At 48.8% G+C, this 25,128-nt stretch carries 20 protein-coding genes; 19 read left to right on the plus strand and 1 reads right to left on the minus strand.

Annotation, left to right across the window (positions count from 1 at the left end; all coding sequences use genetic code 11):
* Nucleotides 1-8 precede the first annotated feature (8 nt).
* The 14 genes from leuS to BN2373_RS06330 all read left to right on the plus strand — a co-directional run bounded on the left by leuS (nucleotide 9) and on the right by BN2373_RS06330 (nucleotide 17,919).
* Entirely contained in the window at nucleotides 9-2,426 is a 2,418-nt protein-coding gene (gene leuS, locus BN2373_RS06265; RefSeq protein ID WP_053943243.1) for a leucine--tRNA ligase, read from the plus strand.
* Between the two features lie 66 nt (nucleotides 2,427-2,492).
* Nucleotides 2,493-2,906, plus strand: coding sequence for an Rrf2 family transcriptional regulator (locus BN2373_RS06270; RefSeq protein ID WP_053943244.1), 414 nt, complete (start codon nucleotides 2,493-2,495; stop codon nucleotides 2,904-2,906).
* A 129-nt stretch (nucleotides 2,907-3,035) separates the two neighbouring features.
* The gene (gene alaS / locus BN2373_RS06275; protein ID WP_053943245.1) at nucleotides 3,036-5,663 is read left to right on the plus strand and encodes an alanine--tRNA ligase; all 2,628 of its coding nucleotides are present in this window, start codon (nucleotides 3,036-3,038) and stop codon (nucleotides 5,661-5,663) included.
* Nucleotides 5,664-5,673: 10 nt separating this feature from the next.
* Complete coding sequence (locus tag BN2373_RS06280; RefSeq protein WP_053943246.1) at nucleotides 5,674-5,952, plus strand: IreB family regulatory phosphoprotein; 279 nt, start codon at nucleotides 5,674-5,676, stop codon at nucleotides 5,950-5,952.
* A gap of 112 nt (nucleotides 5,953-6,064) precedes the next feature.
* Nucleotides 6,065-6,490, plus strand: coding sequence for a Holliday junction resolvase RuvX (gene ruvX, locus BN2373_RS06285; protein ID WP_053943247.1), 426 nt, complete (start codon nucleotides 6,065-6,067; stop codon nucleotides 6,488-6,490).
* Nucleotides 6,487-6,786 carry a DUF1292 domain-containing protein gene (locus BN2373_RS06290; RefSeq protein ID WP_053943248.1) on the plus strand — a complete coding sequence of 100 codons (300 nt, stop codon included), beginning with the start codon at nucleotides 6,487-6,489 and terminating at the stop codon, nucleotides 6,784-6,786. The genes ruvX and BN2373_RS06290 overlap by 4 nt, the downstream gene beginning before the upstream one ends.
* Nucleotides 6,787-6,910: 124 nt before the next feature.
* On the plus strand, nucleotides 6,911-8,584 hold the full coding sequence (locus BN2373_RS06295) for a ribonuclease J (RefSeq protein WP_053943530.1): 1,674 nt from the start codon (nucleotides 6,911-6,913) through the stop codon (nucleotides 8,582-8,584).
* A gap of 28 nt (nucleotides 8,585-8,612) precedes the next feature.
* A complete protein-coding gene (locus BN2373_RS06300) occupies nucleotides 8,613-9,800 on the plus strand; it encodes a peptidase U32 family protein (RefSeq protein WP_238379633.1) in 1,188 nt (395 codons plus the stop codon).
* A gap of 372 nt (nucleotides 9,801-10,172) precedes the next feature.
* On the plus strand, nucleotides 10,173-11,420 hold the full coding sequence (arcA, locus tag BN2373_RS06305; protein ID WP_053943250.1) for an arginine deiminase: 1,248 nt from the start codon (nucleotides 10,173-10,175) through the stop codon (nucleotides 11,418-11,420).
* 67 nt (nucleotides 11,421-11,487) lie between these two features.
* Entirely contained in the window at nucleotides 11,488-12,492 is a 1,005-nt protein-coding gene (gene argF / locus BN2373_RS06310; RefSeq protein ID WP_053943251.1) for an ornithine carbamoyltransferase, read from the plus strand.
* Between the two features lie 10 nt (nucleotides 12,493-12,502).
* Nucleotides 12,503-13,441, plus strand: coding sequence for a carbamate kinase (arcC, locus tag BN2373_RS06315; RefSeq protein WP_053943252.1), 939 nt, complete (start codon nucleotides 12,503-12,505; stop codon nucleotides 13,439-13,441).
* 105 nt (nucleotides 13,442-13,546) lie between these two features.
* Complete coding sequence (locus BN2373_RS06320; protein ID WP_053943531.1) at nucleotides 13,547-15,061, plus strand: YfcC family protein; 1,515 nt, start codon at nucleotides 13,547-13,549, stop codon at nucleotides 15,059-15,061.
* A 134-nt stretch (nucleotides 15,062-15,195) separates the two neighbouring features.
* Nucleotides 15,196-16,833, plus strand: coding sequence for an arginine--tRNA ligase (gene argS / locus BN2373_RS06325; protein WP_053943253.1), 1,638 nt, complete (start codon nucleotides 15,196-15,198; stop codon nucleotides 16,831-16,833).
* Nucleotides 16,834-16,905: 72 nt separating this feature from the next.
* Nucleotides 16,906-17,919, plus strand: a complete 1,014-nt coding sequence (locus BN2373_RS06330) for a threonine aldolase family protein (protein WP_053943254.1) — start codon at nucleotides 16,906-16,908, stop codon at nucleotides 17,917-17,919.
* 74 nt (nucleotides 17,920-17,993) lie between these two features.
* Here the strand turns inward: BN2373_RS06330 and BN2373_RS06335 are convergent, their stop codons facing one another.
* The gene (locus BN2373_RS06335; protein ID WP_053943255.1) at nucleotides 17,994-18,743 is read right to left on the minus strand and encodes an IclR family transcriptional regulator; all 750 of its coding nucleotides are present in this window, start codon (nucleotides 18,741-18,743) and stop codon (nucleotides 17,994-17,996) included.
* Between the two features lie 244 nt (nucleotides 18,744-18,987).
* Here BN2373_RS06335 and BN2373_RS06340 point away from each other — a divergent pair, with 244 nt between their 5' ends.
* Genes BN2373_RS06340 through hgdB form a run of 5 tightly spaced genes read left to right on the plus strand, consistent with a single transcriptional unit; the run spans nucleotide 18,988 to nucleotide 25,101 of the window.
* Nucleotides 18,988-20,004 (plus strand): CoA transferase subunit A, encoded by a 1,017-nt coding sequence (locus BN2373_RS06340; protein ID WP_053943256.1) that lies wholly within the window; start codon nucleotides 18,988-18,990, stop codon nucleotides 20,002-20,004.
* A 21-nt stretch (nucleotides 20,005-20,025) separates the two neighbouring features.
* On the plus strand, nucleotides 20,026-20,817 hold the full coding sequence (gctB, locus tag BN2373_RS06345; protein ID WP_053943257.1) for a glutaconate CoA-transferase subunit B: 792 nt from the start codon (nucleotides 20,026-20,028) through the stop codon (nucleotides 20,815-20,817).
* 50 nt (nucleotides 20,818-20,867) lie between these two features.
* On the plus strand, nucleotides 20,868-22,625 hold the full coding sequence (locus tag BN2373_RS06350) for an acyl-CoA carboxylase subunit beta (RefSeq protein WP_053943258.1): 1,758 nt from the start codon (nucleotides 20,868-20,870) through the stop codon (nucleotides 22,623-22,625).
* 41 nt (nucleotides 22,626-22,666) lie between these two features.
* Nucleotides 22,667-23,941, plus strand: coding sequence for a 2-hydroxyacyl-CoA dehydratase subunit D (locus BN2373_RS06355; protein WP_082338224.1), 1,275 nt, complete (start codon nucleotides 22,667-22,669; stop codon nucleotides 23,939-23,941).
* Nucleotides 23,941-25,101, plus strand: coding sequence for a (R)-2-hydroxyglutaryl-CoA dehydratase subunit beta (gene hgdB, locus BN2373_RS06360; protein ID WP_053943260.1), 1,161 nt, complete (start codon nucleotides 23,941-23,943; stop codon nucleotides 25,099-25,101). Before BN2373_RS06355 ends, hgdB begins: the two co-directional genes overlap by 1 nt.
* Nucleotides 25,102-25,128 lie beyond the last annotated feature (27 nt).

Raw genomic sequence — 25,128 nt, forward strand, 5'->3', positions numbered from 1 at the left:
GTCATTTTATGGATTACAATCCACATGCAATTGAAAAGAAGTGGCAGGCCTTTTGGGCGGAAAAAGATGTCTTTCATGCGGACAATAATTCCGATAAGAAAAAGTTTTATGCCCTGGTTGAGTTTCCCTATCCTTCCGGCCAGGGTCTCCATGTCGGTCATCCCAGACCCTATACCGCCCTGGACATCGTATCCCGAAAGCGGAGGATGGAGGGGTATAACGTCCTCTTTCCCATGGGCTTTGATGCCTTCGGCCTCCCAACGGAGAACTATGCCATAAAAAACCATATTCATCCCGCCCTGGTTACTGAACGCAATGTTGCTCATTTTAAGGACCAGCTTAAGGCGATCGGGTTTTCTTTCGATTGGGACCGGGAACTTTCTACAACGGATCCTGATTATTACCGGTGGACCCAGTGGATCTTCATCCAGCTTTATAAACACGGCCTGGCCTATAAAAAAGAGGTTCCTATCAACTGGTGCCCCTCCTGCAAGGTGGGCTTGTCCAATGAAGAAGTGGTGGGCGGGGCCTGCGAGCGTTGCGGGACACCGGTAGTCCACAAGGTCAAGAACCAGTGGATGCTTAAGATTACCGAGTATGCCGACCGCTTGATTGACGACCTTGATGAAGTGGATTACATGCCTCAGATTAAACAACAGCAGATCAACTGGATCGGTCGCTCCCACGGGGCCGAGGTCAAGTTTTCGCTGAAAGAGGTTGATCAGGAAATTACCGTTTATACGACACGTCCTGACACTCTCTTTGGAGCCACTTACATGGTCCTGGCTCCCGAGCATGCCATCCTTGATGAGAATAGAGAGAGGATAAATAACTGGGAGGAGATTCAAACCTACCGGGACCAGGCAGCCCTCAAGTCGGACTTTGAACGCGGAGAGCTGGCCAAGGAAAAAACCGGGGTCATGGTGAAAGGACTCACGGCCATCAACCCGGCCAACCAAAAGGAAATCCCGATTTGGATTTCCGATTATGTCCTCACTTCCTATGGAACCGGGGCCATTATGGCTGTTCCGGCACACGATGAACGGGACTGGGAATTCGCCAAAAAGTTTACCATGCCCATCATTGAAGTGGTCTCCGGAGCGGAGCGTCCGGTGGAGGAAGCCCCCTTTACAGATGTGGAATCAGGAACCCTGATTAACTCGGACTTCCTCAACGGAAAGTCGGTAAAAGAGGCAATTCCTTTCATGACCAAGTGGCTGGACGACCAGGGCTTGGGCAAGGAAGCGACCAACTATAAACTTCGTGATTGGGTTTTTTCCCGCCAGCGCTACTGGGGAGAGCCCATTCCCATGATTCACTGTCCGGAACACGGATGGGTCCCGGTTCCGGAAGAGGACCTTCCTCTCCTCTTGCCGGAAGTGGACCACTATGAACCTACCGGAGACGGTGAATCCCCTCTTTCTGAAATGTCGGATTTTGTGAACACCACCTGTCCCATCTGCGGCAAACCGGCTCAGCGGGAAACTGACACCATGCCCCAGTGGGCAGGTTCTTCCTGGTATTATTTGCGGTACATGGACCCCCACAATGAAACCAAACCCGTTTCCTTGGAGGCGGAGAAATACTGGGGTCCGGTGGACTGGTATAATGGGGGAATGGAGCACACCACCCTCCACCTTCTTTACTCCCGCTTCTGGCATAAATTCCTCTATGACATTGGAGTGGTTTCCAGCAAAGAACCCTACCATAAAAGAACGTCTCACGGGATGATCCTGGGAGAAAACGGGGAAAAGATGTCCAAATCGCGGGGAAATGTCATCAATCCGGATGAGATTGTAAGGGAGTACGGGGCGGATACCCTCCGGACTTATGAGATGTTTATCGGGGATTTCACAAACTCAGCCTCATGGACCGACCAGGGAGTGATGGGCTGTCGGAAATTCCTCGACCGGGTCTGGAAGATGGAGGAGGTCTTAACCGATGGTCAGGACTTTACACCGGACCTGGAGCAAATTATCCACCGGACGATTAAGAAAGTTACGGAAGATTTTGAATCGCTCAAGTTCAATACAGCGATCGCCCAGCTCATGACCCTGTCGAATGAGATCCGAAAACTCGGCACCATGACCCGGGCAGACTGGAAGGTCTACCTGACCCTCCTTAATCCTGTTGCCCCTCACATCACAGAGGAACTTTGGGAAAGAGCCGGATTTGAAGGTCATTTGGCGACGGATGGTTCCTGGCCGGACTATGATGAAGACAAACTTCTGGGTGAGTCGATCAAAATGCCGGTTCAGGTTAACGGCAAGGTAAGAGGCTATATTCAAGTTCCTGTTGACGCGAGTCAGGAAGAAGTTCTTGCTCTTGCTCGCAAGGATGAAGGCGTAGCTCGTCACCTTTTCGATAAAACTCCGGTTAAAACCATTTATATCCCTAAAAAAATACTGAATTTTGTAGTAAAATAAGTCAAGTATTTTAGTAGAGATTAGATTCTTTATTGAATCATATTCCGGATATAGAGAGGGTTTGCCATGAAATTAACCACCAGAAGTCGCTATGGCCTCCGAGCGATGACCTACATTGCTTCCAAGGCAGGGGAAGGTCCGATTCCTACTACGGAAATTGCTGAGAATCTCAGTCTGAGCGACAATTATCTTGAACAGCTCCTGCGAGCCCTGAAGAGAGACGGCTTTCTCCGTTCCATACGAGGGGTAAAGGGGGGGTATGAATTGACTCAAGACCCCGGAGAGATTAAGGTTCTTGATCTTTTGAAGACCCTGGAGGGGGATCTCTGGCTTTCCGATTGTACCCAGTGCGGAGAATGTCCGGGTGGCAATACCAATTGTCCCACCCGTCTTATTATTCGAAAGATGAGTTTAGCCATCGAAAATGCGGTTGATGATGAGACTTTAGCGGACATGGCGGAGATTTACAAGGCAGTTTAGTCCGGTCCGGGTCCGTAATATCGAATGTGGTGGGAGGACCAGCTCTTTTTCCGGCTGGTCCTCCTTTTAGTACATTGATGAGATGGGCTCTATGATATAATTGTCCAAGGTAAGTAAAGGGAGAACGCAATGAAAAAAATCAGTTTGAATGAATGCCGCAAGATTTTTTTGGACTTCTTTGAAGCTCAGGATCATGTGCGGTTAAAGAGCTTTTCTTTAGTTCCGGAAGATGACCCCAGCCTTTTGTTAATTAATGCGGGTATGGCCCCCCTAAAGCTTTATTTTATGGGTGAAAAGAAGATGGCTAAGGATCGGGCAACTTCTTCCCAATGCTGTGTCCGGACAGCGGACATTGATAACGTTGGAAAAACCGCCCGTCACGGAACCTTTTTTGAGATGTTAGGGAACTTTTCCTTTGGTGATTATTTTAAGAGGGAAGCCATCCATTGGGCCTGGACCTTTTTAACGGAAAAAATCGGTTTGGACAAGGACCGCCTTTGGGTTTCCGTTTTCGAGGAAGACGATGAAGCGTATGGAATCTGGAAGGACGAGATTGGGATTTCTGCGGACAAAATCCTCAAACTGGGTAAGGAAGATAACTTCTGGGAACTCGATCAGGGGCCTTGCGGGCCGTGCTCGGAAATCCACTATGACCGGGGTCCTGCCTATGGAGAAGGAGCTGATCCCACAGAGAATTCCGACCGGTTCATGGAAATTTGGAACCTTGTCTTTACCCAATTTGACCGTCAGCCTGACGGAACCACCTACATTCCTTTAGCCCATCCCAACATTGATACCGGTATGGGCCTGGAACGTCTTGCTCTCATTACGGAAAACAAAGACAACATATTTGAACTGGAGGAGTTCATGCCCCTCCGGGAAAAAATTGAAGAATTATCCGGAAAGAAATACGGTCAGAGTCAAAAGGTGGATGAATCCATGCGGATCATTATTGACCATTCCAAGGCAATGACCTTCCTGATTCACGATGGCGTTGTTCCCTCGAATGAAGGTAGGGGGTACATTCTCCGCCGTCTTATCCGTCGGGCCTACCGCCACGGCAAGCTATTGGGCATTACCGGTGAATTTTTGACCAAAACGATGGACCAGGTGATTCCCGTCTATCGGGAGGAGTATCCCGGTCTGACAGAATCCAAAGACCGGATCTTCAAAATAGCTGTTCGGGAAGAAGAGAACTTCCAAAAAACTATCGACCAGGGCCTGGAACTTTTAGAAACCCGTTTGGAAGAAATTGAAAAATCGGGAAAGAAGATTCTCTCCGGTGAAGATGCTTTCAAGCTTTATGATACCTATGGATTCCCTCTCGACCTGACCTGGGAAATTACCAAAGAGCGGGGAATTGAAGTTGATGTGGAGTCCTTCCAAAAGAAGATGGAAGATCAACGCATCCAATCCAGGACCAACCGCAAGGGGGGGCATGGATGGGAAGATAGAAAGAGTTTGGATTTATCTGCCTATCCCTCAACCCAATTTACCGGTTATGAGACCTTCCAGGGCGATGTTGAGCTTCTTGCTCTTTTCCGAGAGGGTGAGGAAGTAAAGGCTCTGAAAGCCGGTCAGGAGGGCCAGGTCCTCTTGGATCAAACCCCATTCTACGGCGAAGGCGGCGGACAGGTAGGCGACCGGGGATTTTTGGAGGGTCAGGGCTGGAAGGCCCGGGTTCTGGATACCCAAAAAGATAAAGATGACCATTACCTTCATGAAGTGGAAGTAATCGAAGGTATTTTGAAAGTGAATGTCCGGGCTGAAGCAGTCCTAGATAAGGACTACCGCAGAGATGTCATGAAAAACCACTCTGCGACCCATCTCCTGAATAAGGCCCTTCATCAGGTATTAGGGGACCATGTGAACCAGGCCGGTTCTTATGTGGATGACCGAAGGCTGCGTTTCGACTTTTCCCATTATGAAGCCTTGACCGATCAGGAGCTTGAGGAAGTTGAAGATATTGTCAACCAGGCAATACATGAAGCCTATCCCGTCCATACGGACCTCCTTCCTCTTCAGGAAGCCATGAAGACCGGGGCAATCGGCATATTTGAAGATAAGTACAAGGACACGGTGCGTGTTGTCTCCATGGGGGATTTTTCCAAAGAACTCTGCGGGGGAACGCACGTGGAAAATACGAGTCGGATCGGCTCTTTCCGCATCCTCTTTGAGCAGGGAATTTCCTCAGGAATTCGTCGAATCGAGGCTGTCACCGGTAGAACCGCCTATCGACTGGCAAAAGAAGACCGTGAGACCATTGAGGAGGCTAAAGACCTGATCAAGGTTGGTGGATCCGACTTGAAAGAGAAAATTCTTAAGCTCCTGGATGACAATAAGGAGCTGAAGAGGAAGCTGGCTTCGGTGGAATCCAAGATGGCCCAGGATCTTTCGAAAAAGTTAGAAAGTCAGACCCAGGAAATTGCCGGCTTTACCCTTGTTAAAGACCACTTGTCCGGGAAAACCATGGACGAACTTAAGGGAACAGCAGATGCCTTGAAAGAGGGTAAAGATAAAATGATTCTTGTCCTCGCTTCTGATTTGGAGGGAAAGGTCTTCTGGGTCGTTTCCATGGATGAAGAAGCAGTGAAAGTCGGTGGCCATGCCGGTAAACTGGTTAAGGAATTGGCACAGATGTGTGGGGGGAACGGCGGTGGACGTCCCAATTTTGCGACTGCCGGCGGAAAGGACCCCGGAGCTATTGAAAGAGCCCTGGCTACGGTTGAAGAGAAACTGAAGGATCAATTAAAATAGGAGGATTCAAATGGCCAAAGATTATTCTGAGACGATGCTGTTTACTCCGATTAACCGGGAAAGAGAATTCCGGGAAATCCTTAAAGAAGTTTACCAAGCTCTGGAAGAAAAAGAGTATTCTCCTTTCAACCAGATGATCGGGTATATTCTATCCGGAGACCCCACCTATATCACCAGTTATAAGGGAGCGAGAAAGCTTATTCGACAGATCGACCGGGATGAACTCCTGGAAGAACTCCTGGCCTATTATTTGAAGGGAGACCGGGAAGAAGAGAAGGCGGAGAATTAAGTCAGAGAAGTACTAGGCCGGATCAAGAGTCCGGCCTAGGTTTACTTATTCAAGGCAATGAAAGAGTGAAGTGAATAGACAAGAGTTGAAGAGTTGAAGAGATGGAGAAGAGATGAAAAGGGCAATGGGACTGGATGTCGGCAGTAAGACTATCGGGGTGGCATTAAGTGACCCCTCATATTTGATTGCCCAGGCCCATGGTACGATAAAGAGAACTTCCCAAAAGGAAGATATTCAGAAAATCCTGGACATTATTCGAGAGGAAGAAGTCAGAGAAGTGATTATCGGCTTGCCCAAACATATGAATGGCGACCAGGGTCGATCGGTTGATCGGGCAAAAAGCTTTGGTCGGGCACTGGAAAAAGAAATCGGACAGGATGTAATCTACCAGGATGAGCGGATGACGACGATCTCTGCAGACCGGGTACTTCAAAAAACAGGTGTCCGGCGTGAACATCGGAAGAAATACGTTGATGCCCTTGCAGCAACGTTTATATTGCAAACGTGGTTGGATAAGGAGAAAAGGAGTCTTACATGATGGAGAATAATGATAAGCAAACCATCACCCTCTATGCGGATGGGGAGGCCGTTGAGGTAAAAATCCTCGCTTCCTTCGCTGTAGATGAGAGGGATTACTGTTGGTTAGAGGATCCCGACACCAAGGATCCTGTCCTTTTCCGCTATTATTCCGACAAAGAGGATATGGTCTTTCAATTCGTGGAGAATGCCAGTGAATATGATGAGGTTTATCAGGCCTATCAGGAAATTCTTCAGGAGAGGGGAGACGAGAAATCACAGAATATCAGGAAAGGAATGGAATTTGACAACAACTAACCATCAAAATCGGACCAGACCATCCCGTCAAGAGGGGAGGTCTTCCCATAGACGGTCCTCGAACTCCAGCCCAAGGACCAAGTCCACCGGCAGGAAGAACTCAAGCCGATCCAAAAAACTCAAGATTATCCCTTTAGGCGGGCTTAAAGAGATCGGCAAGAACATGACAGCCATCGAGTACGGAAGTGACATCATTGTCATTGATTGTGGTTTAACCTTTCCGGACGAGGATATGCCCGGGATTGATACAGTTATCCCCGACATCACCTATTTGGAAAAGAATAAAACCAAAGTTCGGGGAATCCTGATCACTCACGGACATGAAGACCACTATGGAGCTGTTCCTTATGTCCTGAAAAAGCTTCCGGTAAATATCTATTGCACCCGTTTAACCGGGGGTATGCTTCAGAATAAGTTCAATGAGCATGGTCTTTCGACAAAGTGGATTCAATATGTTCAGGCCGGAGACCGGATTAAGCTGGGGGCATTCGAGTGTGAATTTATCAGAGTTGCCCATTCTATTCCTGATGCCTGTGCGATCGCTGTCCACAACCCGGTCGGTACGGTCCTCTTCACCGGTGACTTCAAATTTGACTTCACCCCGATCGATGAGCAGCCTACCGACCTCCAGGCCCTGGCCCGCCTCGGAGAAGAAGGTGTACTCGCCCTCTTTAGCGATTCTACCAACGTCAAGCACCAGGGCTATACGATGTCTGAGCGGACGGTAGGAGAGACCTTTAAGAACATCTTCAACCGTGCAAAGGATCGGATCATTGTAGCTACCTTTGCTTCAAACCTCCACCGGGTTCAGCAAATTATCTGGGCAGCGGAAGCCAATCACAGAAAAGTCGCCTTAACCGGACGGTCCATGTTGACCAATGTGGATGTAGCCATGAATCTGGGTTACCTTAAGGTCAAGAAGAATACCTTGATCGATATTAATGACGTTAAAAACTACAAGCCGTCTCAGGTGACCCTCCTGATTACAGGTTCCCAGGGCGAGCCCATGTCTGCCCTATCCCGGATGGCTAATAATGCCCATCGGCAGATTCAAATTCAGCCTACGGATACGATCATTCTCTCCGCATCCCAGATTCCAGGCAATGAGAAAGCAATCGGAGATATGCTCAACAAGTTGACCGAAATGGGTCCTAAACTCATCTATTCTTCGCTCGCTGAGGTTCACGTTTCCGGCCATGCCTGTGCGGAGGAACTTAAGCTTATGCACTCCCTGGTCAAGGCCCAGTACTTTATTCCAGCCCATGGAGAAACCCGGATGCTGGTTGCCCATAAAGAGCTGGCCATGTCTTTAGGCATGGCGGAAGACCATGTTCTTATGGGGCAAAACGGGACCGTATTTGAATTTGAACGCCGTGGAGCCCACGTTAAGGCCAATACGGACAATGAAGTTCAGGCCGGTAAGGTCTTGATCGACGGTCTGGGCGTTGGCGATGTGGGCAATGTGGTTTTGAATGACCGCAAGCGTCTGTCGGACGATGGCATGATCGTCATTGTGGCGACAGTCGATAAGAATTCAGCCCACCTTGCAGCCGGTCCTGAAATCATATCCCGTGGCTTTGTCTATATGAAGGACAACATTGACATGATTCAGGAGATGAAAAAGCAGGTTCGTGCTATTTTCACCAATGCGGAAAAGAAGAACATCAAGGATTGGTCTTTCCTCAAATCGGAAATCAGGGACAAGATTAAATCCTATGTCTATGCTGAAATTCAGAGAAACCCTATGATCCTTTCAATAATAATGGAAACAGAGAATTCCAATGGCAAACTCCGGTAAATTTGAGCTTTTGGCCCCCGCAGGGGATATGGAAAAATTAAAATCCGCCCTCCATTTCGGGGCGGATGCTGTCTACCTGGGCGGGGAGAACTTTGGGCTCCGGAAGGCATCAAAGAATTTTTCTCGGGAAGAACTGGAGGAAGCTGTCCGTTATGCCCATGCGAAAGGGGCAGCAATTCACGTGACCACCAATATTCTGCCCCATGATAATGACCTGGATGGCTTAAAGGACTATGCTCTCTTTCTGGAATCCATTGGAGTGGATGCCGTCATCGTTTCGGATCCCGGAATTTTTATGGCCTTTCGAAATAACACGCAGATGGAAATCCATGTATCCACACAGGCTTCGATTACCTCATCTGACACGGTCAATTTCTGGGCGGATCTAGGAGCAAAGCGTCTGGTTCTGGCCCGGGAACTCAGTTTGAAAGAAATTCGCAAAATTCGGGAAAACTCTTACGATGATGTGGACTTGGAGTGCTTTGTCCATGGGGCCATGTGTATCTCTTATAGCGGACGTTGTCTTTTGTCCAATTACATGACCGGAAGGGATGCCAATCAAGGCGACTGTGCCCAGGCCTGCCGGTGGAAATACCACCTGATGGAAGAAAAACGAGAGGGAGAGTTTTACCCCATCGGAGAGGATGGGGGAGGGACTTTCATTTTGAATTCCAAGGACCTCTGTCTCCTGCCCTACATGAGCGATTTGATGGACGCCGGCATCCGATCATTTAAGATCGAGGGAAGGGTTAAAACCGCTTTTTATGTTGCTTGCGTAGTTAAAGCCTACCGCCAGGCGATTGATGCTGCACTGGAAGGAAAGCTTGATGAAGGCCTGGTTGATGATTTGATGAGAGAATTGGCTAAGACCTCACACAGAGATTTCACATCGGGCTTCCTCTTTGGTAATCCCGGCTTGGGCGGACAAAATTATGATACCACCTCTTATATCCAGGATTACGACTTCATCGGTCTGGTGAAGGAGGTGGATGAGAAGGGAGGGAGAATTCTTGTCCAATGCAGGAATAAGTTTGCAGAGGGCGATGAGGTGGAAATGGTTCGAGCCAAAGGTCATAACCTTACTTTTCTCATCTCAAACATTGAGGATCAAGAGGGATCTCGTCAAGAGGAAGCTAAAGTTCCGATGGAAGACTTTTGGATCCCCCTGGAAGAATCCTGTCAAGTCGGGGATATGGTGCGTAGGCGAAAGAATTAGCCCATGCTAAATCAAAATTAATTATTTTATCTATAAAATATTTTTAAGGCCTGATTGTTGAAAATCAGGCCTTTTTGTCGGGTTTATTATTTTTGAAATTTATTTCTTTTTTCAATAAACTATGTTATATTAAGTCCAGGGAAGATGATTTTTCAAGCTAGGGAGTATCTCACCATGAAGATGGACTTCAGCTCAGCTTTTTCAGATTTTTGATAAAAGTTGGAGGTCCTGAACATAGAGACGGGTTTTTGGTTTGTAGAAAGCCCTCTTGCGGAGAGATTCTTCCTTTTTTTGTGTTTTTACCACACTTGGAAACGCTTCGCCTACTGTTGATTTAAGGTCACTTTATTTTAATCTTTGAAAGGAGATTACATGAACCCAATTAATGTTACTAGTGAGATTGGCAGGTTGAAGAAGGTACTCGTCCACCGTCCCGGTGATGAGCTGCTCTATCTCACTCCGAACACACTTGAAGAGTTGCTCTTCGATGATATTCCCGATTTAAGCAAGGCCCAGGCCGAGCATGACCGTTTCACTGACATTATGCGTGAAGAGGGTGTAGAGGTTGTTTATTTGGAAGACCTCATGGCTGAAACATTAGATGCCAACCCAGACCTTAAAGATCAATTCTTAGATGAATTCCTGGATGATGCAGGAATCGTCACAAAAACCTACCATGACATTTTGAAGGATTTCTTCAGCCAGTACAAGGACAACAAGGAACTAGTGATGAAGACCATGGCCGGTGTCAAATTCGACGAGTTGCCTGAAGTGGAAACCAACTTCCTGATCGACGAGCTGGATAGAAGCTCTCAGCTGATTTTGAACCCCATGCCCAACCTCTATTTCACCCGCGATCCCTTTGCTTCCGTGGGTGATGCCGCTGTCGTCAACAAGATGTACTCTGTGACCAGAAACCGTGAAACCATCTACTGCGACTATATCTTCCGTTACCATCCTGAATACGCCGGCAAGGTGCCCAACCTCTATGGCCGTCATGAGCACTTCCACATTGAGGGCGGTGATGTCTTCAACGTCGATGAAAACACCCTCTTTGTTGGTATTTCTCAGCGGACTGAGGCCGATGCTCTCCAGAAATTAGCCCATAACATTTATTGGGAGAAGGGTGCCAACAATATCAAGAGAATCTATGCCTTTGATATTCCCAACAACCGTGCCATGATGCACCTTGATACTGTCTTCACCATGATCGACCGCGATGCCTTCACCTACCATCCCGGCATTACCGCTACTCTCCGCGTTTTCGAACTGACCAAGGATGAGAACAAGGAAGGCGAGATCGTCATTAAAGAGATGAAGGGTTCCCTCAAGGAAATCCTTGAAAACATCCTGGGCAAAGAAGTCCGTCTCTTCCCCTGCGGTGCCGGCGATGTCATCGCTGCTGAGAGAGAGCAGTGGACTGACGGTTCCAATACCCTGACCCTGGAGCCCGGAAAGATTCTGGTTTACAAGAGGAACTATGAGACCAACAAGTCCTTGAAGGAAGCCGGATTCGAGGTTCTGGAGCTTGATTCTGATAACCTGACCGTCGGTCGTGGCGGCCCACGCTGCATGTCCATGCCTCTGGTTCGTGAGCCCATCGAAAAACTGGCCAAGTAGTTTATTTTGACACCGGGGCCGGGTTGTGTCGACCCGGCCCATGATAATCACTTAGAAAGAGGCGACTATGCCAATTAATTTTCAGGGCAGGAGCTTCCTGACCCTTCAAGATTACACTCCGGAAGAGATCACCTACCTGATCGACCTGTCTGCTAAGTTCAAAAGCTTAAAGCACACCCGTACTCCTCATAAATATCTTGAAGGAAAGAATATTGTTCTTCTTTTCGAAAAGACATCTACTCGTACCAGATGCTCCTTTGAAGTAGCCGGTATGGACCTGGGTATGGGCGTCACCTACTTGGACCCCGGCTCAAGCCAGATGGGACATAAGGAATCCATCGAAGATACCGCTAAGGTTTTGGGCCGTTTCTATGACGGTATTGAATACCGCGGCTTTGACCAGAAATTGGTTGAAAAGTTGGCCAAGTATTCCGGCGTTCCCGTATGGAATGGACTGACCGACGCTTCCCATCCCACACAGATGCTGGCGGATATGCTGACCGTTCGTGAGAACTTCGGCTATCTCAAGGGGCTCAAATTTGTCTTCATGGGCGACTGCCGGAACAATGTTTCCAACTCCCTCATGATCACCTGTGCCAAGCTGGGTCTCAACTACGTTGGATGTGGTCCTAAGGATCTCTGGCCTGAAAAAGATCTCATTGCTAAGGCCAAGGAATACGCAAAATACTATAACTCCACTGTTGAGTTTACTGAAGATCCGGAAGAAGCCGCCAAGGGTGCCCATGCCATCTATACCGACATCTGGGTTTCTATGGGTGAACCCCATGAAATCTACCAGAAGCGGATTTCTGAACTTCACAAATACAAAGTGACCCAGGAATTGATGAACCTGGCTGATCCTGAAGCCATCTTCCTCCACTGCCTGCCCTCTTTCCACGACCTGGAGACCTCTACCGGCCGTGAAGTTAATGAAGAATTCGGCGATCAGTATGATCTGAACGGCATGGAAGTGACCGACGAAGTTTTCCTTGGCAAGCAATCCAGAGTCTTTGATGAGGCGGAGAACCGTATGCACACTATCAAAGCGGTCATGTTCGCTACCTTAAAGTAGGGTTTATTCTATGGCAAGGAAGAAAATTGTCGTTGCCCTGGGTGGAAATGCCCTGGGTTCTACGCCTGAAGAACAGCTTTCTTTAGTGAAGAAAACCGCCTCCACCATTGTTGACCTTTCTGAAAACTACGATGTCATCATCGGTCATGGAAATGGTCCTCAGGTGGGCATGATCAACAATGCCATGGCCTTCTCCGCTTCTAATGGGGGAGAGACTCCGGCTATGCCTTTTCCCGAATGCGGAGCCATGAGCCAGGGCTATATCGGCTACCACCTGGTCCAGTCCATTCAAACTGAACTGGCAAGACGGGGAATCAAGGATCGTCCGGTGGCCTGCTTGGTCACTCAGGTCGTCGTTGATGAAAAGGATCCGGCCTTCCAAAACCTGACCAAACCCATCGGCTCCTTCATGACCCAGGAAGTTGCTGAAAAGGAAGCCAGAGAAAAGGGCTGGACGGTTAAAGAAGATGCCGGACGCGGCTGGCGGAGGGTGGTAGCATCACCCATGCCCAAACGGATTGTTGAGCTTGATGTGGTCGACCAATTGGTTGCCCGGGGTGACATTGTCATCACCACCGGTGGTGGCGGAATCCCTGTGATCGAAAAAGAATTCGGCTATGAAGGCGTACCGGCCGTCATTGACAAAGACCGATCTTCGGCCAAACTTGCCAACGACATCGGTGCTGACCTCCTCGTTATTTTAACGGCCGTTGACCAGGTTTATGTGAATTACAATAAGCCGGATCAGAAAGCTTTGGAAAAGATCAATGTGGCTGAGGCTAAGGAATATATTGACCAAGGTCAGTTTGCCCAGGGATCCATGTTGCCAAAGGTGGAAGCCTGCTTATCCTTTGTTGAAGCCAACCAGGGCAAAGAAGCCTTGATCACCTCTCTCGAGAGGGCCAAGGAAGCCTTGGAAGGAAAAACGGGAACAATCATTTACTCGTAGGAAAGATCCCCGCATCTAGGCCCATTCTCATGAATGGGCCTTCAGGCGGATCATCTGTCAAATGCTTTTCTCACGAAGAGCAAAAATTCCGAAAGGAGTCATTTTATGACTGAAAAGAAAAAGAGAGGATCCCTATCAGCCTTTAGTATTTTGATGCTGATCCTTCTCGTTCTCTGCATTGTATCTGCAGTTCTGTCTGGATCACCCATTTCCGACAGCGTGATCAAGAACTTGGATCCTGAAAGATACGGCTCTCTCCTTGAGATTCTTGAGCAAGGCAACCATGTTGAGGTTGTTGGGGCCGGGATTAAAGATTTCTTCATGTCCATCCCCAATGGTTTTATGGATGCCTCTGACCTTATCGTCTTTATTTTCTGCATTGGTGGATTTATCGGTATCGTTATGGAAACCGGTGCCCTTCAAGCCGGTGTCCTCCACCTGGTTAAAAAGATGAAGGGCAAGGAAGAAAGACTGATCGTCATCTTGATGTTCCTCTTCTCCTTGGGTGGAACCACCTACGGTATGGCTGAGGAAACCATCGGTTTCTATGCCCTCATTACCACCGCCATGGTCGCAGCCGGCTTCGATACCCTGGTTGCCCTGTCCACCGTTTTGATCGGTGCTACCTCCGGTGTTTTGGGTTCCACCATTAACCCCTTTGCTACCGGCGTTGCCATGTCGTCCCTCAAGTCCGTCGGCATTGAGCCCAATGTCACCTTAATCATGGGCCTGGGCGTTATTCTCTGGCTCTCCACCTATGCCATTGCAGCTTGGTATGTCACTTCTTATGCCAAGAAGGTTAAGGCGGACAAGGGTTCCACCCTTTTAACTGTCCGTGAACAGCAGATCATGGAAGAAGAACTGGGCGAGGAAGCAGCCAAGGCTGCCGAACTGGAATTCACCGGCAAGCACAAAGCCATCCTGACCGTCTTCGGCTTCTCCTTTATTGTTATGATCATTTCTTTGATTTCCTGGCCCGACCTCATCTTTGGCGGCGACGAGGATGCTTTCCTGGCTGCCATGGGTTGGACGGACTTCCTGACCGGTGAGCCCCTGGGTTGGTGGTACTTCACCCAGTTAGCCGCCTGGTTCACCTTTGCTTCCATCATCGTTGCTGTGATTGCCGGATTCTCCGAGAAGCATTTTATCAACTCCTTCTTGGCCGGTGCAGCAGACCTGATTTCTGTTGCCTTGATCATTGCTACGGCTCGTGGTATTACCGTTGTCATGAATGCTACCCACATGGACTTCTGGATCCTGGACAAGTCTGCTCAGCTCCTCTCCGGCGTCCCTGCCCTGGTCTTCATCCCTCTGGCCTATATCATCTACCTGATTCTTTCCTTCCTGGTGCCCTCCACTTCCGGATTGGCCGGACTCTCCATCCCGGTCATGGGCCCCTTGGCTGCAGAATTGGGCTTCAACCCGACCATCATGATCATGGTCTTCTCCGCCGCTTGCGGCGTCATCAACTACTTCACCCCGACTTCGGGTGTTGTTATGGGCGGCGTTGCCGCCTCTCGTGTTGAGTACTCCACCTACCTGAAGTTCGTGTGGAAGTTCCTCATCATCGTCGGCATTGCCAACATCGTCATTTTAACCGCAGCGGAGATGATTTCCTAAGCGATTTCTTCATCGAGTAAATGATTCACTCGCCCCCGGCCTCGAGCCGGGGGCTTTTTTCTGCCCATATCATTCAAGATATGGTAAAATGAATCAAATTCGTTTTTTTTAGTATGGTCAGATGGGAGTAGCTTATGAATAATGAAAACAAACTTCAAAGTACGGTTGAAGGGGTCGTCAAAAACCTCTACGGCGTGGAGGAGGAAGGATTGGTCACCATAGAAATTCCAAAAAATACGGAATATGGTGATTACGCCACCCCAATTGCTATGCAACTTGCAGGACGTCTAAAAAAGAACCCCAGGGCTATTGCCGATGAAATGAAAGAAGAACTTCTCAAAGAAAAGGACCTGATTGACACGGTTGAAGTGGCCGGTCCCGGATTCATTAATTTCCGCCTGAAATCCGATTCTTTGGGCGCTGTCATAAGTCGGGTCTTTGAAAAGGGAGATAAGTACGGTTGGAACTACTCCGGAGTCCGGAAACCAGTTCTCGTTGAATACGTGTCGGCCAATCCCACCGGTGACCTCCACCTGGGCCATGCCCGTGGTGCGGTTTGGGGAGACTGCATCTGCCGTCTCTATAAGGCGTCCAACTACGATGTTCTTCGCGAATACTATATCAACGATGCCGGTGCCCAGATGATCAATTTGGGGAAGTCGGTTTATGCCCGTTATGCCCAGTTCTTTGGTGAAGATGTGGAAGTCCCCGAAGACGGTTATTTTGCCGATGACGTAAAGAAGATCGGGGAAGACATTGCCCTGGAAGAAGGGGACGTTTGGCTTCACAAGGAAGAAGGCCGGATCGAGTACTTTAAGCAGAAGGGCTATGAGATTGAGCTCAAAAAGATTGAGAAAGTATTGAAAGACCTCCGTGTTGAGTTTGATTCCTGGGTCAGTGAGCAGTGGCTCTATGATTCCGGCTTGGTGGAAGAGACCATTCAAAAATTGAAGGATTTGGGCGTCACCTATGAAAATGACGGTGCACTCTGGCTCAAAACGACCCAGTGGGGCGATGACAAGGACCGTGTTCTGATCAAATCAGATGGTAACCTGACCTATATGACGCCGGATTTGGCCAACCACAGATTTAAGCATGACCGCGGATATACAAAGATGATTAACCTTTGGGGTGGCGACCACCATGGCTACGTTGCCCGTATGAAAGCGGGTCTTCAGACCCTGGGCTTCGGACCGGATGATTTGGAAGTTGACCTGATTCAGATGATCCACCTGGTCGAAGACGGACAGGAAGTCAAAATGTCCAAGCGGTCCGGCAACGCCATCACCATCCAAGCCTTGATCGATGATGTTGGAGTAGACGTCACCCGTTACTTCTTTGCCTCCCGTGCCGTGGAGAGCCAGATGGATTTTGACCTTGCTCTTGCTCGGTCTCACTCCAATGAGAACCCGGTTTACTACATCCAATATGCTCACGCCCGTGCTTGTGGGGTTTTAAGAAATGCACCCCAGTACAAAGAGCAGAAAGAGTTTACCCGCCTCAATGAAGAGAAGGAAGTCGACCTCTTGAAGCTCATGGATGACTTCCCTTCCATCGTTGAAGAGGCTGCACAACTCCGTCGTCCGCACAGAATCTGCAACTTCCTCATGCAGATGGCGACAGCCTTCCATTCGTTCTATGGATCCTCTAAAGTCATTGTTCCTGAAGATCCCGAGCTTTCTAATGAGCGGATAGGCCTTGTCCTGGCCTGTCGCCAGGTCATGGAAAATGCACTTTGGCTGATTGGAATTTCTGCTCCGGAATCCATGTGATTTTTCATGTAAGGCACCCAAGCCGGTCTTGGGTGCCTTTTTTTCTTCTTAATGGTTAGAAAAGGAGATTTCATGCAGTTTTTTGTTAACGACTATTCTGAATTTTGTCATCCGGATATTCTTGACCGAATGAAAGAATATCTTACCGATCCCCAACCCGGTTACGGTTACGATATTCACTGTGACCGAGCCAAGGACCTCCTCCGGAAAGAGATGGATCGTGCGGATGGAGATATTCACTTTATCCCGGGGGGGACCCAGGCCAATCTTGTCGCTATTACCGCCTTTCTTCGCCCCCATCAGGCGGTTATCGGGGCCCAGACTGCCCATATCCATGATCATGAGGCGGGATCCATCGAATCACGAGGCCATAAAATCTATTTAGCAGACAGCCCTGATGGTAAACTCCGACCGGAGGCGATTGACCGGCTGGTCCAAAGCCATCAAGCGGAAAACACAGCCCATCCCAAACTCGTCTATATATCGGATACCACCGAAGTGGGAACGGTGTATACCAAAGGAGAGATTAAGGCTCTCTATAATTACTGCGAGGATAAGGGTCTCTTCTTGTATATCGATGGAGCCCGGCTGGGTTCAGCTTTGACTTCTCCGGCTAATGATATGACCTTAGCGGATTTTGCCAAGTACTCCCATGCCTTTTTTATCGGTGGTACAAAAAACGGGGCACTCCTGGGCGAAGCCCTGGTTATCATGAAGGATGAACTCAAGGAGGATTTCCGGGTCATCATGAAGCAAAATGGAGCAATTTTAGCCAAATCCTTTGTAACCGGACTCCAGTTTGAAGTTCTTTTTGAAGATGGTCTTTATTATGATCTGGCCACCCATGCCAATCGCCTGGCCTTGAAATTGGCTGATGCACTTCAGGCCAAGGGTTATCAACTCATTCAAGAAGCCCAATCCAACCAGATATTCCCCATCATGACCCGGGAGAAAATCAAAGAATTGCGGAAAGAATTTGCCTTTGAAGATTGGGCAGATGAGGGTGACGGATATTATTCTGTCCGATTTGTTACTTCCTGGGCAACAAAGGAATCATCAGTCGATGCTCTTATCCAAGCCCTATAATCTGAACAAATAAAAAAAAGAGGAAGGATTTTTCCATCAATTCCTTCCTCTTTTTTATGTCTCGACCATTCATTTTATTGATAGCCGAGGGAGCGGGAAAATTTCACCCCATATTTTTTAACCAGACTAACCAACTGGTCTAATTCCCTGGAGGCGAGGTGAAGCTCAGGAACGATTGTCCCGATTGATCCGGCCAGAGAACCGTCAGCATTAAAAACAGGAGCTCCGATGCCGTAGCATCCCGGAATGTAATCTCCGTAAGACCAACCTCCTTTATTTTCTACGAGATCCTGGAGGTCTTGAACCAGGCGATCTTCAGAGGGAAGTGGATAGTCAGTGCCGACCTTATCGATATAGGTCAAGTATTCTTTCCAAAAATCGGGGCCGGAAAAGGCCAAAAGAACCTTGCGGATAGCTCCGCAGTGGAGGTCCAGACCATAACCGAACTGTTCAATAATTTTCAATCGCGTGGGGGATTCATAGCGGGAGAGAAGAATCCCCTTATAGTCGGATCGAATGACGAAATAGGTGTCTTCGCCTACCTCCTCTGACAGCCCCCTCAGGACAGGGTTACAAAGTTTAAGAAGGGAATTGTTAGCGGAGGCCTTTTGACCCAGTCGTATGAGTGCCGGACCCAGAGAGTAAGTCTTGGCTTCCTCATTTTTAACAACGTAGGAGTGGGCTTGCAAGGTCTGAAGGATCCGGTGGACGGTAGATGGTGCCAGGTCCAAATCCCTGGATAAGTCGGCGATCGTGCTTTCATTATCGAGAATCATGTGATTGAGGATTTGGATGGCCCGGTCTAAAGATTGGATGGTTGACATGTTTTTTCCTTTGCTGAAGATCACAATATGGAGATTGTGAATGAAAATGTTTCTTCTATCATATTTGTATTATACCAGATGAAAAACACTCGGAAACTGTCTAAAGATAGGGCGTGAAATTGACGAAAACACTTCAATCTTATATTATTATAGAGAAGACTGGGAATACATTCCATAATATGGAACGCATTCAATTTCTTGTCCCGGTCAATAAAAAACACCCAAAAGGTTGAAGGAGGATGACATGGACAAAACGATGTCACTATCGGAGGCGGTTGCCAAGTATGTGGAAGATGGCGACGTCCTGAGCTTGGGCGGATTCACTACCAACCGTAAGCCCTACGCAGCGGTTTACGAAATCTTGCGCCAGGGAAAAACGGATTTTGTGGGTTGGCCCGGACCCGGCGGCGGTGACTGGGATCTTTTGATTGGTGAAGGTCGGGTGAAGGCCTACATCAACTGCTACACGGCGAACTCCGGTTTTACCAACGTCGCTCGTCGTTTCCGTGCAGCTATTGAAAGTGGTCAATTGAATTATGAGGACTATTCTCAGGATGTTTTGATGCTCCAGCTTCACGCTTCAGCCTTAGGACTTCCCTTCTTGCCGGTCAGCCTCATGCAGGCTTCTGGACTGGAAGATCTTTGGGGGATGTCTGAAGAAAAAAGAAAGACCTTGGACAAGGTGGACAATAAGAAATTGGTCCGCATGGAGAATCCTTTCAAACCGGGGGAGGAAGTTTTAGCTGTTCCTGTTCCTCGGATTGATACGGCCATCATCCATGCTCAGATGGCCAGCCCGGACGGAACTGCTGTTATCTTAGGGGATGAATTCCATGATGTTGACATTGCGATTGCAGCAAAAAAAGTCATCATCACTTGCGAAGAGCTGGTTTCCAATGAATATATCCGCCAGGATCCCAGTCGGTCCAACATCTTCAGCGGTTGCGTTGATGCCGTGGTCCATGTTCCTTTCGGTGCCTGGCCTTCCCAGTGCTACGGCTATTATGACGATGATCCCGATGCCTTACGCGAATATGATAAGGCTTCTCGCTACCAGAACGCCGGAGAGGCAAAGGCCAAGTTGGAGAAAAAGGGCCTGGAATACGATGAAAAGAATCCTCCTGAAACCTTCGAAGATTATTGCCAGAAGTGGATCTATTCCATCGAGAATCAAGACCAGCTTTTGGATAAAATCGGCGGTGCTCGCCTGACAAAGCTGAGAGTGGTTCCCGGTTTGGGCTATTCCACTTCCATCAAATAAATCAAGAGAAAGGAGAGAGACATGAGCGATTACACACAATATACAAAACAGGAAATGCAGGCCTATGCCATCGCTAAGTTTATCGAAGAAGATCAAATTGTCACTGTCGGAACGGGTCTTCCTTTGATCGGGGCATCCCTGGCCAAAAAAGTGATTCAGCCCTCCTGCCACTTGATTGTGGAGTCCGGTTTGATGGACTGCGACCCGGTGGAAGTCCCCCGTTCGGTGGGTGACCTCCGCTTTATGGCCCACTGTGCTGTCCAGTGGCCCAATGTTCGCTTTGTGGGATTTGAGACCAATTCCTACCTCAATAAGAAAGATAATATGATTGCCTTTATTGGTGGGGCGGAAATTGACATTTACGGCAATGTCAACTCCACCTGCATTGGAGATTACAACAATCCCAAGGTTCGTTTCACCGGATCAGGTGGGGCAAACGGCATCGCCACTTACCAGAACACCATCATCATGATGCAGCACCAATCCAGACGCTTTGTCGATAAGATTGGCTATGTGACCAGCCCCGGTTGGATGACCGGTCCAGGAAGCAGAAAGGCAGCTGGACTTCCGGAAGATCGAGGCCCTCAGATGGTAGTTACCGATCTTGGTATTTTCAAATTTGATGAGGAAACCAAGAAAATGTATCTGGCCTATTACTATCCCTACTCCAGCCCGGAAATCTGCCAGGAGAATACGGGCTTTGAAATTGACACCTCTCGTGCCGAGCTCATGGAAGGTCCGGACCCTGAGATCATTCGTGTCATTCGTGAAGAGATTGATCCCGGTCAGGTCTTCATTAAATTAAAGAAATAGACAAGGGCAATGGTCCCAGCGGGGATCCAAGAGTGAAAGGATACACTAGTATGAGTCAAGAACTTTATTCCATGCCCTCTTATTTCCAGGCTATGCCTTCTGTGGGAAGTCCCCTCAGGAAGCCGGATGAAGAGAACAGCCGGGAATTAAAGGCCATCGAAGAGGAAATTGCGGAGTTAACCCGGGAAGCTTTGGAAGCGGGTAAACCTACGGACAAGGTTCATCAGTCTGGAGAAATGACGGCGATGGAAAGGGTGAGGATCCTGGTTGACGACCAGATTTTCCTTCCCTTGAACAGCCTCTATAATCCCCAGGACAATAAAAACGGGTCTACCGGGATTATCAAAGGTCTGGGAAAAATTTCAGGGAAGTGGTGTGTCATCGTTGCTTCCGATAATAAGAAATTAGCCGGTGCCTGGGTTCCCGGACAGTCGGAGAACCTGATTCGGGCATCGGACACAGCTAAGCTCCTTAAAATTCCACTGGTCTATGTATTAAACTGCTCAGGCGTTAAGTTGGATGAGCAGGAGAAGGTCTATGCCAACCGCCGTGGAGGCGGATCTCCCTTCTACCGCAATGCTGAACTGAACCAGCTGGGCATCCCGGTTATCGTCGGGATCTTCGGAACCAATCCTGCCGGAGGTGGATACCATTCCATTTCGCCCACCATCCTTATTGCCCACCAGAAGGCCAACATGGCGGTGGGAGGAGCCGGGATCCTGGGCGGGATGAACCCCAAGGGATACATGGACCATGAAGGTGCCGAGCAGCTTATCCAGGCAACGAAGCAGGGGACGGCTGAAGCACCGGGTCAGGTTCGCGTTCACTACTCAGAAACCGGATTTTTCCGTGAAGTCTATGCGGATGAAGAAGGGGTATTAGCCGGAATTCGGAAGTACATCGATTATCTCCCGGCTTATAATCTTCAGTTTTTCCGGGTGGACGACCCTATGGAACCCCAATATTCCCAGGACGACCTCTATTCTCTGATCCCTCTTAACCAGAAGCGTCAGTTCAAGCCTTACGAGCTGATTGCCCGACTCTTCGATAATTCTCAATTCCTGGAATTCAAGAAAGGCTATGGACCGGAAATTATCTGTGGTCTGGCTAAGGTAAACGGCCTTCTTGTCGGTACGGTGACCAATAACCAGGGATTAATCATGAATTATCCGGAATATGTCCAGGGTCGAGTGGGATTGGGTGGAAAACTCTACCGCCAGGGCTTGATCAAGATGAATGAATTTGTCAACCTTTGTGCCAGAGACCGTATTCCCATTGTCTGGTTACAGGACACAACGGGTATTGATGTAGGCGATGATGCTGAACGGGCTGAGCTTTTGGGCTTGGGTCAATCTCTCATCTACTCCATCCAGAATTCCCGGCTCGCTCAGATGGAAATTACGGTTCGGACCGGATCGGCTGCGGCCCACTATGTCATGGGCGGACCCCAGGGACACGCAACCAACGTCTTTTCTTTGGGCACAGCAGCTACCGAGATGAACGTGATGAACGGGGAGACGGCCGCTGCCGCCATGTATTCCCGTCGTTTGGTTAAGGAAGAAGCGGCCGGACATGACCTCGAACCGACGATCGAGAAAATGAACCACCTGATCGAGAATTATAAGGAAAAATCAACACCGAAATTCTGTGCCAAGATCGGTTTGGTCGATGAAATCGTGGAAATGAATAAGATGCGTTCCTACATCATTGCCTTTGCAGAAGGCTACTATCAGAATCCCGATTCCATTTGTCCCTTCCACCAAATGCTTACCCCCAGAGTCATCCGGGATTACGACAACCTGCATTAAAAGACCGGAGAGAGAATCCAATGTGAGGAAAGGAGCTTATTGTGGCTGAAAAAGTTGAAGAGAAAGTTGAACAGGAAGCCCCAAAGAAGAAAAAAAGGGAAGTTTTGCCCGGAGCGAAAGCCCTTCAAGATATTGTTACCAGGGTTTATCAAAAGGCCTGGGATGACAAAAAAGCGGGGAAGCCGGTGGGTTGGTCCGCATCCAAATTCCCCTGTGAACTGGCCGAAGTTTTCGACCTGGCCGTTGTCTATCCTGAAAACCAGGCTGCCGGCATTGCTGCCCGCCACGACGGCGAGCGGATGTGCCAGGAAGCCGAAGACATGGGCTACGATAATGATATTTGCGGCTACGCCCGTATTTCTTTAGCCTATGCTGCCGGTGTGGAGACAACCAATGAATCCCGCCGGGTCCCTGAGCCGGACTTTGTCCTTTGCTGTAACAACATCTGCAACTGCATGACCAAGTGGTATGAAAATATCGCCCGTATGCATAACATTCCTCTGATCATGGTTGATATTCCTTACCGGAATGAGTATGGGGTTTCCGATGAGAATGTGGAATATCTAAAGGCTCAGTTTAAGGATGCGATTAAACAACTGGAAGAGATCTCCGGTAAGAAGTTTGATGAAGAGAAGTTCAAGGAAGTCTGTGCTAACGCTAACCGTACCTCTGAAGCCTGGCTCAAGGTCTGCAAGTTCTGTTCCTATGAACCTTCACCCATGTCCGGGTTTGACCTCTTTAACCACATGGCTGATGTCGTAACTGCCCGTGCGAAACCGGAAACGGCCAAAGCCTTTGAACAGTTGGCGGAAGACCTTCAGCGTTATCACGAAGAAGGGAAGTCCACTGCACCATTTAAGGAAAATTACCGGATTCTTTTTGAGGGAATTCCTTGCTGGCCGGGACTTCGCAACCTCTACCATCCGCTTAAGGAAAACGGCATCAACGTTACTGCTGTGGTTTATGCACCGGCCTTCGGCTTTGTTTATGATGATATCGACTCCATGGCCCGGGCTTACTGCAAGGCACCCAATAGCGTATGCCTGGAAGAGGGCGTGGAATGGAGACAGGGTCTAATGGAAGAAAACGGGGTTGAAGGGGCATTGATCAACTATAACCGCTCCTGCAAGCCCTGGTCCGGTTATATGCCGGAAATGCAGAGACGGTGGACGGAGAATTTAGGCATTCCCTGTGCTGCATTTGATGGAGACCAGGCTGATCCGAGAAACTTCAATGTCGCCCAGTATGAGACCCGTGTCCAGGGTTTAGTCGAAGCCATGGAAGAGAGACGACAGATGAGAAAGGAGACCAAGTAATGGCCATTGATGCATTGCTCAAGGAATTTAATGAAATTGCCAACAACCCCAAGGCCCAGCTGGCCTCCTACAAATCTCAAGGTTATAAAGCTATCGGTTGCATGCCCTACTATGCACCGGAAGAGCTGGTCCATGCTGCCGGCATGGTTCCCTTCGGCCTTTGGGGGACCAATGACAAGTACATCTCTCTGGCCAAGGAATATTGTGCTTCTTTCTATTGTTCCTTAGCTCAGTTGGATCTGGAAATGCTATTGGATGGAACCCTGGACGATCTGGACGGGGTCATCACTTCCGTTCTCTGTGATACTCTTCGGCCCATGAGCCAGAATATCCGCGTAGCCATGGAAAAAATGGGGAAGATGCCCGTCATTTTCCTGGCTCATCCTCAGAACCGGGCCAAGGACTATGGTATCCGCTATACCATGTCACAGTATAAGAATGTCAAGGATGAACTTGAAAAGATTGCCGGCAAGGAAATCACCGACCAGGCATTGAGTGAGACCATTAAGGTCTACAATAAAAACCGTCAGGCTAGAAGACAATTTGTCAAGCTGGCCGGGGACCATCCTGAGGCTGTTTCCGCTGTGGATCGTGGAGCGGTTTTGAAGGCTTCTTACTTCATGCGGAAAGAAGACCACACCAAGTTGCTGGAGGAGCTGAATAAGGAACTGGAAGCCCTTCCTGAATCCAACTGGCAGGGTGTCCGTCTGGTTACTTCAGGCATCATTTGTGATAATCCCACCCTTCTTTCGATTTTCGACAAGAACGACATCGCTATTGTTGCTGATGATGTAGCAAGCGAGTCCCGGTCCTTCCGGGTGGATGCACCGGAAGAGGGTGATCCTATGGAGGCTCTGGCTCGCCAGTTCGCCGGCCAGGATTACGATGTCCTCCTCTATGATGAGGATTCTCATCAAAACCGTCGGGCTGATTATGTGGTAAACTTGGTCAAAGAGAATAAGGCTGATGGACTCGTTGTCTTTATGATGACTTTCTGCGACCCGGAAGAGATGGAATATCCTTACCTCAATAAGGCCTTGAATGATGCCGGGGTTCGCCATGTGAAAATCGGTGTGGATATGCAGATGAGAGACTTCGGCCAGCTTGAGACAGCTCTCCAGGCTTTAGCGGATGAAGTAAAGGCCAATAAAGCCATGTAATGGGCTTGTTAACAGAATAGAGTTGGG

The organism is Kallipyga gabonensis (genome assembly GCF_001286805.1).
Lineage (GTDB): Bacteria > Bacillota > Clostridia > Tissierellales > Peptoniphilaceae > Kallipyga > Kallipyga gabonensis.